Source organism: Nocardioides sp. GY 10127 (assembly GCF_004919085.1).
Taxonomy (GTDB): Bacteria; Actinomycetota; Actinomycetes; order Propionibacteriales; family Nocardioidaceae; genus Nocardioides.
In genome coordinates this window covers 1-14,976 of sequence record NZ_STGL01000014.1, presented here as the reverse complement: position 1 = coordinate 14,976, position 14,976 = coordinate 1, and the positions used below count along the sequence as shown (strand labels likewise).

The following is a 14,976-nucleotide window of genomic DNA, read 5'->3' as shown; positions in this document are numbered from 1 at the left end:
GCCATGGCCACCGAGGAGATCGGGCTCAAGTTCACCCTCTACGGGCGCCGGGAGGCGGCCTCCGCGCTCACCGGGGTCCGCAAGGGTCTCGATGAGGTCTCCGACTCCGGCGACGACGCTGCCGCGTCGCTCGAGCGGGCCTCCGACGGGAAGATCTCCCGCGGGTTCGCCGCCATCAGCCGGGGCGCGGCGTCGCTGGCCGGCACCCTCGCCCGGGGCCTGGTCCTCGGCGCAGCAGCCGGGACGACCGCGCTCGTCGGCGTCGCCGCGGCCGCCGCGACCATCGGGATCAAGACGGCCTCCTCGATGCAGCAGGCCAAGATCGGGTTCACCACCATGCTCGGGTCCGCGAAGAAGGCGTCGACCTTCCTCCGGTCCCTGGCGAAGTTCGCCGCCCGGACCCCGTTCGAGTTCACCGACCTGCAGACCGCCGCGAGCAGTCTGGTCTCGGTCGGGATCGAGACCGACAAGGTCATCCCGATCATGACGACCCTCGGCAACGTCACCGCGGGCATGGGCACAGGCTCCGAGGGCATCCAGCGCGCCACCGTCGCACTGCAGCAGATGACCGCCGCGCAGAAGATCTCCGGCGAGGACCTCAACCAGCTCCGCGACGCCGGCGTCCCCGTCTACGACCTCCTCGCCGCGGCGCTCGGGAAGACCAAGGGCGAGGTCGTGCAGCTCGCATCGGCCGGGAAGCTCGGCAAGAAGGCCCTGGACGCGATGATGCACGCCCTGGAGACCGGGCAGGGGCTCGAGCGGTTCAACGGCCTCATGGACAAGCAGTCCCAGTCCCTGGCCGGCATGTGGTCGACCCTGTCCGACACCGTCACCATGGGCCTCGCCCGGGCGTTCAAGCCCGCTGTGCCGCTCCTCACCGACCTCACCGGCGAGGCCGCGAAGCTCGTGCAGAAGGGCATCAAGCCCCTCAAGCAGTGGGTGGCCGCGGCCGCCGACGAGGGGCAGCGGCTCTTCGACGCCTACAAGACGGGCGGCATCGACGCGGCGCTCGACCAGATGTCGGGGCCGCTCAAGACCGTCGCCACCTGGGCCCGCAACCTCGCCGTCAACTTCGACGGGTTCCACTGGCCCTCCAGCCAGGGCGCCTCCGACCTCGGCGCTTCCCTCGGGCAGCTCGGCGACGCGCTCGGGCGGGTCGACTGGAGCGCGCTCGGTGACGGGACCGCAAAGACCGCCTCGGACACCGTGTCGGTGTTCGCCGTGGCCGTCGGGTTCGCAGCCGACCACGTCGACACCCTCGCCAAGTACCTCCCGGTCCTGGTCGCCGCGTTCGCGGCCTACAAGACCGCCCAGGCGCTCGCGAACGCCGTGAAGCTGGCCGAGGTCCCCATCACCGTCGCGCAGGTCGCTGCGAACCTGGCGCTCGCCCGGTCGAACACCCGGCTCGCCGGTCAGCTGGCGGCTACCACCGGCGCCACCGTCGCTCAGACCGCCGCCGGGAAGGCCAGCGTGGCCGGGATGATCGCCGGGAAGGTCGCCGCGCTCGCGGCCGCCGCCGCGACGAAGGTCGCCGCCGCCGGCCAGTGGCTCCTCAACGCCGCACTCACCGCGAACCCCATCGGCCTCGTCATCGCCGGCGTCGCGCTCCTCATCGGCGGGCTGGTCCTGGCCTACAAGAAGTCCGAGACGTTCAGGAACATCGTCAACGGGGCCTTCGGCGCCGTGCTCGCCGTGGTGAAGACCGTGTGGGGCTGGATCAAGGACAACTGGAAGACGCTCCTGGCCGTCCTCGTCGGGCCCATCGGCATCGCCGTGCTCGTCATCGCGAAGAACTGGGACAAGATCAAGTCCGGCGCCGCGGCGGTGAAGGACTGGATCGTGGACAAGTTCCTCGCCCTCGTCACGTTCTACGCGACCATGCCGGCCCGCGTCGCCCGGGTGGCGGGCGGGATGTTCAACGGCATCAAGGACGCCTTCAAGTCCGCCATCAACTGGATCATCGAGAAGTGGAACGCCCTGTCGTTCTCGATCCCCTCTATCGACACCCACATCCCCGGCGTCGGCCAGGTCGGCGGGTTCACGCTCTCCACCCCCGACATCCCGATGCTTCGCCTCGGCGGGGATGTCACGACCGGGAAGAGCTACATCGTGGGCGACGGCGGTGTCCCCGAGCTGTTCGTTCCCTCCACCAGCGGGCACGTCTACCCGAGCGTGGACGCCGGCCTCAAGGCCATCACTGCCGGCTCCCCCTCGACCGAGCAGACCGCGAAGTCGATGCCCCGCAGCGAGGACGACGGCACGCGCATCGCCACCCCGCCCGCCCAGCCGCTGGAGATCCCCCTGTTCATCGACTCCCGCGAGATCGCCCGCGCCGTCATCGACGACGTCAACACCCAGCTGGCCCGCGCATGACCGCCACAGCCCGGGTGTGGATCAAGCCCATCAGCCCGGCCCAGCCCGGGTCCTGGTTCCTGATGTCCGGCCCCGCGGTGGTCTCCGGCGGGGCGGGCGGATGGGTCGACCTGACCCGGCCGAAGCGGCGCACCACCGTCGAGTTCGACTCGGTCCCGCCGCTGGTGCAGACGATCCCTGTCCTCCTCGACGGACTCACCGGCCAGATGCGGCGCCCCACGTCCATCGAGCCGTCCGCCCGCCTGCTCGAGCAGTGGGCACTCCCCACCGACTCCACCGGCGAACCGCCCATCCTGCGGATCAGCGGCCCGGTCGAGGGCGCCGGGCGGAAGTGGGTCATCACCGACCTCGCCTGGGAGGGCCCCATCCGCAACGACCGCGGCCGCCGCGTCCAGCAGGACGTCACGGTCACGCTGCAGGAGTACATCACCGTCACGGTCGTCGGCAGCCCCGCCGCCGCGGCCCGTCGCCGCAGGAACGGCTGATGACCACCAGCGTGCTGTCCGGGCTCACCTTCGTGACCGCGGACCGCAAGACTCCGCTCCTGCTGACCGACGCCATCACCGACCCGCCGAAGATCCAGGACACCATGGACGGCGCAGGCACGATCACCATCGTCGCCGCCGACCCCCAGCAGAAGCTCCTCACCTCCGGGTTCCTCTCCGAGCTGTCCTGGGCCCGGTACACCAGCCCGGCCGGGGTGACGGCTCGCTACCAGCTCGTCGCGGCGAAGCGGACCGCCGGGCGGATCACCCTCACCTACGAGGACGCCGTCGCCGCGCAGCTCCGCATGGTCACCAGCCACCTCGCCATCCCGAAGAACACCTCGACCCGCTCCGACATCGTCAAGCGCCTCGCCGTCGAGGGTGGGGTTCGGTACGACGTCGACCCGGGTGACGGCGACCTGGTCCGCACCGCCGTGCGCAGGTCCCCGAAGGGCGAGGACCGCACCAACTCCTGGGACGTGCTCGGCAGCGACATCGCCGACCCCGTGAACTGGCGCCGGTTCTCCGACGGCCGGCAGCTTGTGGTCGGCTCGGACGCCTGGCTCCGCCGCCGCTCCACACCCACCACCATCCGTGAGAACCACGGATCGTTCGGGTGGCTCGACTTCGACCTCGACGCCGGGACACGGCGCGTGCACCGTGCGTCCCAGGCCACCATCGATGTCGACGCCGACTGGTGGACGATGTCAGCGGGAGACCCCATCACCGTCGCCGATGCCGGGCCCGCCGACGGGAACTGGCTGGTCTCCGACTTCACCCGCACCACGGTGTCCACCCGCGGCACCCTCACCCTGGTCCGCGGCAAGCACGAGTTCAGTGAGGCCGCGGCGGTCGGCAAGGGCGACCGCGGGGAGAAGGGCTACGCCGCCGGACGAGACTCCGGCAGCGGCACCAACTACGCCGACGTGCCGTTCCTGCGGCGCATGGTCGACTACGCGCTCAAGCAGGAGGGGAAGCCCTACGTCTGGGGAGCCTCCGGCCCCAACAGCTTCGACTGCTCCGGGCTCGTGCAGGCGGCCACCGCCTACGCCGGGAAGACGCTCGGCAAGCCGTCAGAGACCCAGTGGGGCACCATCGTGGCGAAGAACATGGACGTCCCCGTCGCGGACGCCATGCAGGTCTGCGGCGGGCTGCTGTTCCGCATCGGGGTCGGGGACTACAACCACGTCGCGATCAGCCTGGGCAACGGCTCCACGATCGAGGCCATGGGCACCGCCTACGGGGTGTGCAAGGGCTCGGCCTACGACCGCGGATGGACCGGCGGAGGAGTGTGGCGATGAGGTTCGACAAGCTCCTCGACGTCCGCACCCCATCCGCCGGCGACCAGGCCCCCGTCACCGCCCAGATCGTCCGCACCGACGACAGCGGCGTCTGGGCAGCCCAGATCGGCGACGACACCCGGCACCCGGTCGGCCCCTGCTACGGCGGCGCCGGGCTCCCGGTCGGCACCCTCGTCCTCCTCGTCGACACCGATGAGGGCCCCTGGATCGCCGCCGCACACACCGCCTGACCCCTGAGCAGAGAGGAACCGCCGTGGCGCGCACCCTGTCCCTCCCCCTCGCCGTGACCGTCGCCGGCCAGATCGCCTCCCTCGAGCAGGGCAGCACCACCGAGGTCGCTCGCTCCGTCGGGCTCCTGATGGCCACTCGCGTGGGGGAACGCCGCTCGGCCTCCAGCTACGGCACCCCCGACCCCGTCTTCGGGGGCGTCGACCCCGCCGACCTGGCAGACGCGATCACCACCCACGAGCCGCGCGCCACCCCCACCGACTTCGTCCTCGAGACCACCGACGACGACCCGGCCACCGAGTACCTCACGGTCTACCCCCAGGCCAGCGACGACTCCACCGCGGCCGACGACTCCCAGGAGGGCTGACCATGGCGTTCGAGCTTCCCGCGATCTCCAGCGACCCCGACGACGTCACCGACCGCATCCTCGACGCGCTCGCCGAGAACCTCGACGGGTGGGAGGCGGTCGAGGGCGCACCAGAGGTCGCCCTCGCCGAGGAGATCGGCCGCGAAGTCGCCACCACCAACGCCCGCGCCTCCACCGCGCTCCTCACCGCGGTCGCAGGGATCGGCGAGAGCGTCTTCGGGCTCACCGTGCGCGTCGCCACCGCCGCCACCATCCCGGTGACCCTCACCCTCACCGCGGAGGGCGCCACCGCACCCGCCGGGCTCAGCCTGGTCGGCACGAACGCGGCCGGCCTCACCGTCGCGTTCACCGTCGCAGCGGCCGCCACCGCCGTCGGCGGTACCACCGTCGACGTCACCGCCACGGCCGACACCGCCGGCACGGACGGCAACGATGTCGCAGCCGGGACCCTCACCGTGGCCACCGCGACCGCCACCGTCGTGTCAGCGGCCGCCACCGGCACCTCGACCGGCGGGCAGGACACCGAGACCGTCGACGCCTACGTCGCCCGGCTTGCCGACTACCTCGCCCACCTGCGACCCGGAGGCGTCACCCCGTCCGACATCGCAGCGCTCGCTCGGTCCGTCGACGGGGTCCACCGAGCCCTCGTGATCGACCTCTACGACGCCGAGACCGACGAGACCGACGCAGAGCGCACCGCCTCCGCGTTCCTCGTTGCCGCCGACGGGCGCCCGGTCAGCAGCAGCATCGCCGAGGCCACCCTCGCCGTCCTCGAGGACAACCGCGAGATCAACTTCGTGCTCCGGGTCGCCGACCCCACCTACACCCCGCTCGACATCACCTACGCCGCCGTCGCCGAGACCAACGTCGCCACGAGCACCGTGCAGGCGAACATCGCCGCGGCGGTCGCCGACTACCTCGACCCCGCGGACTGGGGGGCGGTCGCGGCGACGAGCGGCCTCGACGCGGCGCTCGACGAGGACCGCATGTGGGTCGAGACCACCACCGTCAGCTACTTCGACCTCATCAGGGTCGCCGCGTCCGCGGACGGTGTCGCCGCGCTGACCGCGTTCACCCTCAACGGCGGCGCGACCTCGGTCGAGCTCGACGGACCCGCCGCCCTCCCCGCCCCGTTCGCCGACCCGCCCGACGGCGTGACCGCCTCCACCGTGACCGGCACCGTCTCCTGACCCTCCGCCGCGAGAGAGGAGCACCGCCGTGCCCGCCACCGCCGGACCCGACTACGACGACTTCGACCCGATCTGGGGGCCCTTCCCCGACACCGTCACCGGCCGCGTCCTCGACGCCCTCGGACCCGCGTTCCGCCGAGCCGCCGGCAGCCTGCTCCCCGCGCTCGTCGCAGGGCTGGTCGTCGAGCTCGAGGCCACCGACACCCTTCTCTCCCCCGTCATCGGGGTCCCCGGCTACGACGACACCCTCGACGGGCTCGACGACACCGCCACCTACGAAGACGCCGCCGAGGTCTTCGCGACCTACGAGGCCGTCGAGGACCTCACCACCGGCGACGTCACCAGCTGGGCCGCCGCGTTCGACCTCGACGGCACCACCGACCCGGGATGGCTCGGGCTCGTCACCGGCCAGCCCGTCCCCTCCGGGCTCTCCACCACCCAGGAGCGCGACTTCATCCGCGCCCGATCCTCGTGGCGTCGCGGCACCCCCGCGGTCCTGGTCTCGACCATCGGCCGGTACCTCAACGGCACCCAGACCGTGGAGCTCCTCGAGCGCACCAGCAGCCCGTGGCGGGCCTCCCTGCGGGTCTACTCCGAGGAGATCAAACCCGGCCAGGAGCAGCTGCTCCGGGACGCCGCAGCAGCTGCGAAGCCCGTCGGAATCCGCCTCGACGTCCACCTCGCCGACGGGGTCAGCTACGACCACTTCACCACTGAGCACGGGCCTGCCTACTCAGTTGTGACCAGCGAGTTCGGAACCTACGCGGACATGACCAGCCACAAGCCCTACGACGACTGAGGAGCAGCCAGTGACCGCTACGACCGGTCGGGGCTTCCCGTACCCGGAGCCGACCGACGACAACAACATCCCCGCCGACATGCAGGCCCTCGCCGAGGCCGTCGACACGATGCCCGGCGTAGCGGTGCTCACCACGGCCCAGCGAGATGCCCTCTCCGGCGCCGAGCTCTGGGCCGGCCGGGTCATCGCGAACACCACCACGGGAACGGTCCAGCAGTACCGCGGAGCATCCATCGGCTGGGTAGACATCGCTGAGTCTGCCGTCCGCACCGTCTTCACGGCTTCCGGCACCTGGACGAAGCCCGCCGGGCTCCGCAAGCTCGTGGTCGAGGCCATCGGTGCCGGTGGGTCCGGTGGGTCCGGGATGCTCAGCAGCGGAGGTGGCGGCGGCGGTTACGCCGTCGAGACCTTCAACGCGGAAGACCTCCCCGCCACGGTCCCGGTCACCGTCGGCGCTGGCGGGGCCTCCGTAGCCAAGGGCAACGCGGGTCTCGACGGCGGCGAGTCCGGCTTCGGAGGGACGCTGTTCAGCGGCGTCCTCGTCGACGCCCTGCTCACCGCGAGCGGAGGCGCTGGCGGCGTCTGGCTGGACGACACCGTCGACGACGGGGACTCGGGCTCAGTGATCGGCGGCAAGGGTGGAGGCATCACGGGGGGCCAGGGCGGAGTCATCGTCATCTACCGGACCACCGTCAACTTCGGCACCTCTTCCATCAGCGTCAAGTACCAGGGGCTGGAAGGGCGCTCGTCCCATCACGGCGGCGGGGGCGGCGGCGTGGCGAATGGGTGGGGGTTCCCTGAATGGCACCCCGCCTGCTACGGCGGCAGCAGCATCTACGGCGGCGGCGGCGGCGGCGGCTACTACTCCGACAGCGGGGGCGCGAGCCAGCACGCGGGCGCTGGGGGCGCGGGATCTTCGGACTCTGGCACGGCGGCAGGTTCCGGCTCTGCCCCTGGAGGTGGCGGCGGCTGCCAAGGCCACGACACCTCCGGGGTGTCCGGAGCCGGGGCGCGCGGCGAAGTCCGCCTCACCGAGATCTACTGAGAGGAACAGCTCGTGCGTGCAGCCCTGATCGACGAAACCGGCTACGTGGCCAACGTCATCGAGATCGACGACGCTTCGACCTACACCCCGCCCGAGGGCCTCACCCTCCTCGTCACCGACGAGGCCATCGCACCTGGGTGGACTCAGGTCGATGGCGTCTTCACCCGGCCGGAGCTGCCCGTCATCCAGGCCCCCGACATGCCCGGCCTGCCGGGCGTCATCGCGGTGCCTGGCTTCCAGGCCCAGATCGACGAGCTCGCAGACCTGATCCTCGCCCTGACCCCGCAGGAGTCCTGATGGCCACCGCACTCGGCGCCCGCTACCTCGACCGGTACGCCGCCGGCGCCTCCACCACCGAGCAGCTCGACATCTGCCTCGACCGCGGCCTGATCGACCAGGCCGAGTACGACGCCGCCATCGCGGCCGGCCAGACCCCCACCACCACGGCCTGACGGCCCCGCGCGAAGGAGCACCCCCGTGGCATCGACCACCACCGACGGCGTCCCCTACCCCGAGCTCGGCGACCCGTTCCGTCCCCAGGCCGACCTCCAGGCCCTCGCCGACTGGCTCCAGGAGCAGGGCATCACGCCCGGCGGCCTCGCGAACCCTGACACCCCGGCCGGCGCGCTGCTCGGCACGAAGGCCGACCTCGAGGACGGCAAGCTGCCCGAGGAGCAGGTCCCCGACCGCCTGACCGAAACGGCTCTGTCGGCCTCTAATGCGGCGGCCGTCGACGACGACACCTCCCCCGTGTCGGTGGCCCTGGCGAAGACCACCCCCCGGATGACCACCCCCGAGGCGTTCGGAGCGGTCGGCGACGGCACGACCGACGACACCGACGCCGTGCAGGCCGCCTGGGACTCCGGCGCCCCGGTCGCCCTGACGCGCACCTACCGATGCACCGAGTCTCTGCTGGTCGACGACGGGCTTGACCTGTGGTGGGCCAACCCGACCGCCACCTTGCTCAAGGACTTCGCAGCGGGCTCAGGGTCTACAGAAGCCTTCATCCGCAACCGGGATTTCGCTAGCGCGATGACCGGCGTGAGGATGCACGGTCTCGGGCGAGTGCAGGGGGCCTCTCTTTCGGCCACGGGCAAGGTCTTCTGCCTGTACGCAGACGACCTGGTGCTCGAGGGCTTCACTGTTGACACCTGGGCGGGAGGGCAGGCATTTCTCCTCGCTGGTGACCGGGTATCCGCCCGGCACCTGTGGGCCCTCAACTCTGCCGCCACCACAGGATGCGGCGGAATCCGCTTCGTCGGCGGCGACGACTTCAAGGCGCTTGGCTGCCACATCGAGTCCGGTGACGACGTGTTCCAGTTCGTCCCGGTGGGCCTGAGCACTGACCCCCTGTACGACATGACGATCCGCCGGGGCTCCTACGAGCAGTGCACCGGCGTCTCCAGCGCCGCGCGCCTCGCCGCCGCCGTGATCCTTGACCCCAGCGACATCGGCGGGATGACCTGCTCCATCATCGACTCCAGCTTCCGCAACATCAAGGGCCGCGCCGCAAACCGTGGCCTCGTCGTCGAGAACGATGACTCCACTGGCGACATCGACGGAATCCAGTTCGATAGCGTCTCCGTCGACCTCACCGGCGCAACGGCCGCAGCGCAGGACATCCTCGTCAAGCGGGACAACGCCACCTATGCATCCGTCGGCGCTGTGAAGAACGTCGACTTCAAGCGGACGCGCGTCACCAACCCCGCCGGAACGACGGCCACCGTGAGCGTGGTTGGGTCCTGCTCCGACATCACCTTCGAGAAGCCTGACATGCGTGCAGCGACAGGCGCCACGAGCGTCATCGACCTCGCCAGCGTCACGACCGCTCGGGTCCTGGGCGGCAGAGTCGACGCCACGGGGACCACTGGCGGCGGCGTCACGGTCGGCACGGGCGGTGGCGCCAACGCCGCTGCCGACGTGACAGTCGATGGCACCCGCATCGTCGGCGTGCCGGATGGCGGGTACGGCGTAAACCTGAACGCCGTGGCGGGAGCGAGCGTGGTGCGCACGGTCATGTCCGAGGTGAGTGGCGCAACCACCGCGAAGGCCGCACGGATCGGCTCGAGCTCAACCAAGAGCGCGGTCGTTGGCAACGACTTCACCGCGTTCACCACGGCGAGCACGGGGCGAGTCAACAACCTGTCCACCGACGCTGTGATCCGAGGGAACCTCGGCCACAACCCCCGAGGGGCCGTGACGACTCCGACCATGCCCGCCACCGGAGTCGCCTACACGAACACCTCGGGCTACGACTGCACCGTCACCGTCACGGGCGGGACCGTGACGGTGATCCGCGTGGGCGGGACGATCACCAACCTGACTTCTGGAACCGTCCGAGTCCCGGCCGGGCAGACGATCATGCTCACCTACTCGGCCGCGCCCACCTGGGTCTGGATTGCTGACTGACGCCTTGAGGTCTCGCGCCACAGCAGGAAGGCGATGCCCATCCCGATCGCCTGCCACTGCGCGAAGGCAAGGAACCCGCCGCCCGAGGTGAAGCACCGCACCAGCGCGATGCCCAGCGCCCCAGCGCACCCGATCGCGGCCGAGTCGCCCGCCATGACCAGCCCGAGCGCCGAGAACCAGCGGCGTATCAGCGTCAGGCAGAACACGACAGCAGCCACCGCGGCCAGCAGGCCCCCGCGGAGTGCGGCGTCTCCGACCATCGTGTGGGTCGAGATCGTCAGCGGGCCGCCGCCGAAGAATAGGCGGTTCCAGATGTCCGGCTGAGAAAAGGCCGACCAGGAGCCGGCGCGGCCCTCGTAGCTCGTCGTGTCGTCCAAGAAGTGGTCCAGCACGAGTTGCTGCAATGCTGGTGCGTAGAGGGGGAACGCGAGCACCGCCACCCCCGCGAGAGCAGCCACCGCTATCGGAACCTTTATGCGGCCGAGGAGCCCAGCCGCAGCCACCATCCCAGTGATCGCCACGGCGATCATCACCGATCGCGACAGCGAGGTCGCGATCAGGGCGAGGGTGATGAGCTGGGATGCGACTACGACAGCCCTCGTCAGCGCGCTACGAAGAGACCAGATGGTCATCCCGCTGACACAGGCGGCGATGAACAGGGCCCCGTACATCTCGTGCCGGGTCATCGACAAGACCTCTTCGCCACCCCCGGACGAGAAAGCTCCCCGGTAGAGCGCAAAGAGGAGGATCTGTCGGTCCCCCGCGAGGGCAGCTCGATAGACGCTGATCGGGTTCAGCCCAGCAGCGATGATGGCCTGACCGAAAGCGAGCACGAACGTCGTAGTAACCGCTGGCGAGGCCATCGCCATGAGCCGCCTCGCCGGCGCCTCCGTGAGCGCGGTGAAGAAGCAGGCGCCGGCGAAGATGCCGAGGAGTGCGTACAGCGCGTTCTGGATCGGGTCCGGCCAGTAGCCGGCCCAGGCCATCGCGGACAGCGTCATGAGGATGGTGTGTACGACCACGGCTACGGCGGCAGGCAGGATTCGCCCCCAGAGGGCGAAGTAGATGCCCTGGATGGGCCGTGCGATAGCCAGCATTGCCAAGGCGCCGAGGTGGAAGTACCTGATCGACCCAACGGGCGTTGCCGCGAGCTGCTGCCACAGCAGGGGCATGGTGCAGAGGAGCACCAGGAGTCCGGCTGCCGACCTCATGGCCCGGCGCTCGCTTGCGGAGCGCCTCGCCGCTGACCTGGGTGTGGCGTAGGCGATGGTCACTGCACGCGTCCGCGCTCGGAAAGCCGCCTCCACAGAAGGAGCCCGCAGGCGCCGCTCAGAACGGCGTCGTATGTGGCGGCTGGGTCATTGGTGACAATCGAGATGACTAGCAGGGCGCCGAAGAGGATCGTGCCGAAGGTGAGGCTGATGTCGAGCGCCAGTCGCGAGGTCACCCGGGGAGCCTAGGCCAACCTGGAACGCCCTGTCCTGCCCTCGCCACGGACGGCCGGGACTGAGCCGATCCAGATGCTCGCCCGCCACACCTGAATCTGCACCACCACGAAGCCCCGCACGGCCCCCAGCCGGCGGGGCTTCGCCATGCCCCCGACCCCAACCAGGGAGGCCCCCGTGCCGCTCGACCGCGACCACGTCACCATGTCCGCCCGGCTCCGGCTCCCCGCCTGGGCCGCCTTCGCCGCTGTCGTCGGCGTCGTCTACGTCACCGACCCCGGCCACCGCCTCGCCGGGCTGCCCAGCTTCCCGTTCTTCCCTGCGGCGATGTGGGGCGCGGGGTTCTGCGTGATCGCCGGGACCCTCGCCACCGCGCTGGCCATGCACCTGCGCGGCGGCTACACCGCCGGCCTCGCGCTGCTCCTCGTGTGGCTCGGCCTGTGGTCCGGCACCCTCGTCGTCGGCGCGGTCACAGGCGACGCCACCTTCACCGCCTGGGCGTTCCCCGGGCTCCTGGCCTACCTCGCGTGGACCGAGATGGTCGCCCTCATCGGGCGTGAGCAGTGATGGGGCCCCGCGTCGACGAGCTCGCCGACCGCCTCGGCTGGCGGGCCCTGTGGCTCGTGATGGTCGGGTCCGCCTGGATCGTCCTCGGCGCCGGCGCCTCCATCGACCGGCAGGTCGACCGGCCCTGGGTCCTGACCCAGATCCTCCCCACCTGGGTCCTCGCCGTCGGATGGTGGGTCACCGGGGCCGTCGCGATCGGCGTCGGGCTCCGCGGGAAGGGCCACGATGACGGCCTCGGCCACCTCGCCCTCTACCTCATGCCCGCCGCGAAGTCGCTGAGCTTCATCGCCGCATGGGTCATCGCGCTCGTCTCCCCGCTGCTGCAGCACACCGGCATGACCAGCCACCCCGTGGGCGACCCTGACGGCTGGTACGCCGCCACCATCTGGGGCACCACCTCCCTCATGCTCGGCGTCGTCGCCGGCTGGCCGAACCCCGACCCGCTGCCCATCCCGCCGGCCGACCCCACCCTCGCGGTCGACCCCACCGCCGACCCGGCCGCCGCCCAGTCCCCGGCCGGTGACGCATGAGCGGCCTCGAGCCCTGGCAGCAGACCCTCGTCACCGCGCTCGGTCTGCTGGGGTCCATCGCGGTCGCCTACATCACCTACCGCGGCGCCCGGTACACCGCCGCCGCGTCCCGTGAGGGCGCGCGCCGCACCAGCGACGTCGACGCGCAGGACTCCGCCCTCCAGGCGTGGAAGGACATCCTCCAGCCCTACCGCGACGAGGTGAAGCTGCTCCGCACCGAGCTGCAGCAGGAGCGAGAGGACCGGGCCCTCGCCGAGCGGCGCGCCAGCGAAGACCGTGACGCCGTCGCCCGCCAGGTCCGCGACGACATGGTCCGCATGTCCGAGCGCATCGACCTCCTCACCATCCAGGTCGGGGAGTGGAAGCGCCTCGCCAAGACCATCGCCCGGTGGGCCACCCGGCTGCGCGACGAGATCCTCCGCCTCGGCGGCGAGGTCCCCGCGACCCCCGACGAGCTCCTCACCCTCCACGCCATCGAGGACGCCGAGCTCGACCCGCCGCTGCCCACCCGGGGCAGCCAGCACCGCCGGCCCATGCCGACGGACACCGAACCCCCCGCACCCACGAAGGAGACCTGATGCTCGCACCCGACGAGATCGACCCCGACCTGATCCTCACCGCCGAGGACTGCACCCTCGACCCCGCCGCCGAGGCGCTGCCCACCCTCGGCGCCGACGACTTCGGCCCGCCGCCCGAGCCCGAGGCCAGGCAGGACGACGTCGACGAGGGCATGGGCGCCGTCGCCGACTCCGGGCCCGGCGCGATCCCCGACTACGTGCGCTCGAAGAAGGACGCCCTGGCCCTCGCGGTCTCCTACGCCCGTGACGGCCGCTCCGTCACTCCGGGCTACTGCCTGCGCGAGACCCGCTCCTACTTCAACGTCGGCAGCCTCTACGCCGCCGCGAAGCTCTCCCTGGCCGGCGCGAAGGCCCTCGGCGTCGCGCACAAGGTCAACCTCTCCGACCCCGCCGCCGTCAACAAGATCCCCCGCGGCGCGATCGTCTACTGGTGGGGCCCGTCCTCGCAGTACGGCCACATCGCCCCCTCGCTCGGCGGCGGCATGGTCCTCTCGACCGACTGGCCCCGCGGCAAGTACGGCAAGGTGCGGGTCGACACCCTCGCCCACGCATGGGGCTACACCGAGGCGTACTGGGCGCCCGTCGTCAACGACGTGCGCGTGTGGAAGCCCGTCTCCACGAAGCCGAAGAAGACCCCCACCATCACCCGCGCGCTCGCCGCCCTCAAGGGCGACCAGCCGAAGAAGGCCGAGGCGCTGCTGTCCAAGCTCGCCGACGACGGCGACGGCGACCGCCCCCACGAGGCCAAGGCCGCCGCGAAGCGAGTGCTCCGCGCGATGGACCTGGCCGACCAGATCGACGAGTTGCGTGACGAGATCGCAGACCTGACCGCACGACGCAAGGCGGCCCGCACGCGCGGCCTCCAGTCCCTCCGAGCCCTCGAGGTGGCCTGACCATGAGCAGCATCCTGACCGACGTCATCCCCGCCAAGGCGCGCAAGTACGTCTACCTGGCGTTCGCCCTCGCCGGCATCGTGGTCGGCGCGCTGACCGTCGCCGGCATCGACACCGGCTCCGCGGCCGACGTGCTGACCTACGTCGGCGTCGCGCTCGGCCTCACCGCGGCCAGCAACACCAGCACCAGCGCGACCACGGAGGACGACGCCGAGGAGTGACCCTCGCGGCCCCGTCCAGCAACGAAGCCCCCTCTCCGCTCACGCAGCGGGGAGGGGGCCCTTCGCCGTTCCCCCGGCGCGGCGCTCGCGGCCGGGATAGCCTGACGTCGTGAACGCCCCCGAGCCGGACCCTCAGCCGGCCAGCCCACTGCAGCGCGTCGGGACAGCCGATGAGGTCCGCTACTGGCGCTCGGCCGAGCGGGTGAACAGGCTCGCCGCAGGGTGCCTCTGGCTGCTCCTGGCCGGGTTCGTAGTGGCCGTGGTCGGGGTGTTCTTCCTGGTGTTCGCGGTTCTCTCCTGAGCCCTGTGGATAACCGCCGCGGGTCCTGCCGGGATCTGGGTAGGTTGCGGTCAAGGCCCGTGCGGTGGACGGACCCGAGACCGAACACCGCACGGGTCCCTGGCCAAGGCCGAGACCATGAATCCCGGACTTGTGCTCCATATCACCCGGCAGGGCCGTACAGTCGTGCTCTGCGGCTCGTGCTGCGGCAGGACCCGAGACCTTGACGCAGCGCGAGCCGCATCTAAGGGGGGCGTCCTGTGGG

The 14,976-nt window shown here is 71.1% G+C and carries 19 protein-coding genes; 17 read left to right on the top strand and 2 right to left on the bottom strand.

Annotated features, from left to right (window positions below; genetic code table 11):
* The first annotated feature begins 3 nt into the window (after positions 1 to 3).
* From E8D37_RS18950 to E8D37_RS18910, 11 genes are read left to right on the top strand one after another with little or no spacing between them, the layout of a single operon-like run.
* Entirely contained in the window at positions 4 to 2,373 is a 2,370-nt protein-coding gene (locus E8D37_RS18950) for a tape measure protein (protein ID WP_136571407.1), read from the top strand.
* On the top strand, positions 2,370 to 2,858 hold the full coding sequence (locus E8D37_RS20000) for a hypothetical protein (protein ID WP_168929827.1): 489 nt from the start codon (positions 2,370 to 2,372) through the stop codon (positions 2,856 to 2,858). The genes E8D37_RS18950 and E8D37_RS20000 overlap by 4 nt, the downstream gene beginning before the upstream one ends.
* Positions 2,858 to 4,159, top strand: coding sequence for an NlpC/P60 family protein (locus E8D37_RS19995; protein ID WP_168929826.1), 1,302 nt, complete (start codon positions 2,858 to 2,860; stop codon positions 4,157 to 4,159). The genes E8D37_RS20000 and E8D37_RS19995 overlap by 1 nt, the downstream gene beginning before the upstream one ends.
* Positions 4,156 to 4,389: a hypothetical protein gene (locus tag E8D37_RS18940; protein ID WP_136571405.1), complete on the top strand. Its 234-nt coding sequence runs from the start codon at positions 4,156 to 4,158 to the stop codon at positions 4,387 to 4,389. The genes E8D37_RS19995 and E8D37_RS18940 overlap by 4 nt, the downstream gene beginning before the upstream one ends.
* Positions 4,390 to 4,412: 23 nt before the next feature.
* Positions 4,413 to 4,754: a GPW/gp25 family protein gene (locus E8D37_RS18935; RefSeq protein WP_136571404.1), complete on the top strand. Its 342-nt coding sequence runs from the start codon at positions 4,413 to 4,415 to the stop codon at positions 4,752 to 4,754.
* A gap of 2 nt (positions 4,755 to 4,756) precedes the next feature.
* Positions 4,757 to 5,944 (top strand): baseplate J/gp47 family protein, encoded by a 1,188-nt coding sequence (locus E8D37_RS18930; RefSeq protein WP_136571403.1) that lies wholly within the window; start codon positions 4,757 to 4,759, stop codon positions 5,942 to 5,944.
* 28 nt (positions 5,945 to 5,972) lie between these two features.
* On the top strand, positions 5,973 to 6,743 hold the full coding sequence (locus E8D37_RS18925) for a hypothetical protein (RefSeq protein WP_136571402.1): 771 nt from the start codon (positions 5,973 to 5,975) through the stop codon (positions 6,741 to 6,743).
* 10 nt (positions 6,744 to 6,753) lie between these two features.
* Complete coding sequence (locus E8D37_RS18920; protein WP_136571401.1) at positions 6,754 to 7,788, top strand: glycine-rich domain-containing protein; 1,035 nt, start codon at positions 6,754 to 6,756, stop codon at positions 7,786 to 7,788.
* A 12-nt stretch (positions 7,789 to 7,800) separates the two neighbouring features.
* Entirely contained in the window at positions 7,801 to 8,085 is a 285-nt protein-coding gene (locus E8D37_RS18915; RefSeq protein WP_136571400.1) for a hypothetical protein, read from the top strand.
* Positions 8,085 to 8,240: a hypothetical protein gene (locus E8D37_RS19990; RefSeq protein WP_168929825.1), complete on the top strand. Its 156-nt coding sequence runs from the start codon at positions 8,085 to 8,087 to the stop codon at positions 8,238 to 8,240. The genes E8D37_RS18915 and E8D37_RS19990 overlap by 1 nt, the downstream gene beginning before the upstream one ends.
* 25 nt (positions 8,241 to 8,265) lie before the next feature.
* On the top strand, positions 8,266 to 10,197 hold the full coding sequence (locus E8D37_RS18910; protein WP_136571399.1) for a hypothetical protein: 1,932 nt from the start codon (positions 8,266 to 8,268) through the stop codon (positions 10,195 to 10,197).
* On the opposite strand, the gene E8D37_RS18905 is transcribed toward E8D37_RS18910, so the two are convergent.
* Together E8D37_RS18905 and E8D37_RS19985 are read right to left on the bottom strand one after the other, a co-directional pair.
* Positions 10,158 to 11,369, bottom strand: a complete 1,212-nt coding sequence (locus tag E8D37_RS18905) for a hypothetical protein (protein ID WP_136571398.1) — start codon at positions 11,367 to 11,369, stop codon at positions 10,158 to 10,160. The genes E8D37_RS18910 and E8D37_RS18905 overlap by 40 nt on opposite strands.
* 98 nt (positions 11,370 to 11,467) lie before the next feature.
* Positions 11,468 to 11,644: a hypothetical protein gene (locus E8D37_RS19985; protein WP_168929824.1), complete on the bottom strand. Its 177-nt coding sequence runs from the start codon at positions 11,642 to 11,644 to the stop codon at positions 11,468 to 11,470.
* A gap of 175 nt (positions 11,645 to 11,819) precedes the next feature.
* On the opposite strand from E8D37_RS19985, the gene E8D37_RS18900 reads away from it, so the two are divergent.
* From E8D37_RS18900 to E8D37_RS18875, 6 genes are all read left to right on the top strand, one after another.
* The gene (locus E8D37_RS18900; RefSeq protein ID WP_136571397.1) at positions 11,820 to 12,209 is read left to right on the top strand and encodes a hypothetical protein; all 390 of its coding nucleotides are present in this window, start codon (positions 11,820 to 11,822) and stop codon (positions 12,207 to 12,209) included.
* Positions 12,209 to 12,739, top strand: coding sequence for a hypothetical protein (locus E8D37_RS18895; protein WP_136571396.1), 531 nt, complete (start codon positions 12,209 to 12,211; stop codon positions 12,737 to 12,739). The genes E8D37_RS18900 and E8D37_RS18895 overlap by 1 nt, the downstream gene beginning before the upstream one ends.
* Positions 12,736 to 13,317 (top strand): hypothetical protein, encoded by a 582-nt coding sequence (locus E8D37_RS18890; protein WP_136571395.1) that lies wholly within the window; start codon positions 12,736 to 12,738, stop codon positions 13,315 to 13,317. The genes E8D37_RS18895 and E8D37_RS18890 overlap by 4 nt, the downstream gene beginning before the upstream one ends.
* The gene (locus tag E8D37_RS18885) at positions 13,317 to 14,210 is read left to right on the top strand and encodes a hypothetical protein (protein WP_136571394.1); all 894 of its coding nucleotides are present in this window, start codon (positions 13,317 to 13,319) and stop codon (positions 14,208 to 14,210) included. Before E8D37_RS18890 ends, E8D37_RS18885 begins: the two co-directional genes overlap by 1 nt.
* A 2-nt stretch (positions 14,211 to 14,212) precedes the next feature.
* Positions 14,213 to 14,431, top strand: coding sequence for a hypothetical protein (locus E8D37_RS18880; RefSeq protein ID WP_136571393.1), 219 nt, complete (start codon positions 14,213 to 14,215; stop codon positions 14,429 to 14,431).
* A gap of 109 nt (positions 14,432 to 14,540) precedes the next feature.
* The gene (locus tag E8D37_RS18875) at positions 14,541 to 14,732 is read left to right on the top strand and encodes a hypothetical protein (protein ID WP_136571392.1); all 192 of its coding nucleotides are present in this window, start codon (positions 14,541 to 14,543) and stop codon (positions 14,730 to 14,732) included.
* Positions 14,733 to 14,976 lie beyond the last annotated feature (244 nt).

Bases quoted from the DNA above. Each gene is read 5' to 3' on its own strand.
- E8D37_RS18950 (WP_136571407.1), top strand. From the start codon at position 4: ATGGCCACCGAGGAGATCGGGCTCAAGTTCACCCTCTACGGGCGCCGG.
- E8D37_RS20000 (WP_168929827.1), top strand. From the start codon at position 2,370: ATGACCGCCACAGCCCGGGTGTGGATCAAGCCCATCAGCCCGGCCCAG.
- E8D37_RS19995 (WP_168929826.1), top strand. From the start codon at position 2,858: ATGACCACCAGCGTGCTGTCCGGGCTCACCTTCGTGACCGCGGACCGC.
- E8D37_RS18940 (WP_136571405.1), top strand. From the start codon at position 4,156: ATGAGGTTCGACAAGCTCCTCGACGTCCGCACCCCATCCGCCGGCGAC.
- E8D37_RS18930 (WP_136571403.1), top strand. From the start codon at position 4,757: ATGGCGTTCGAGCTTCCCGCGATCTCCAGCGACCCCGACGACGTCACC.
- E8D37_RS19990 (WP_168929825.1), top strand. From the start codon at position 8,085: ATGGCCACCGCACTCGGCGCCCGCTACCTCGACCGGTACGCCGCCGGC.
- E8D37_RS18905 (WP_136571398.1), bottom strand. From the start codon at position 11,369: ATGCCCCTGCTGTGGCAGCAGCTCGCGGCAACGCCCGTTGGGTCGATC.
- E8D37_RS18895 (WP_136571396.1), top strand. From the start codon at position 12,209: ATGGGGCCCCGCGTCGACGAGCTCGCCGACCGCCTCGGCTGGCGGGCC.
- E8D37_RS18890 (WP_136571395.1), top strand. From the start codon at position 12,736: ATGAGCGGCCTCGAGCCCTGGCAGCAGACCCTCGTCACCGCGCTCGGT.
- E8D37_RS18885 (WP_136571394.1), top strand. From the start codon at position 13,317: ATGCTCGCACCCGACGAGATCGACCCCGACCTGATCCTCACCGCCGAG.
- E8D37_RS18880 (WP_136571393.1), top strand. From the start codon at position 14,213: ATGAGCAGCATCCTGACCGACGTCATCCCCGCCAAGGCGCGCAAGTAC.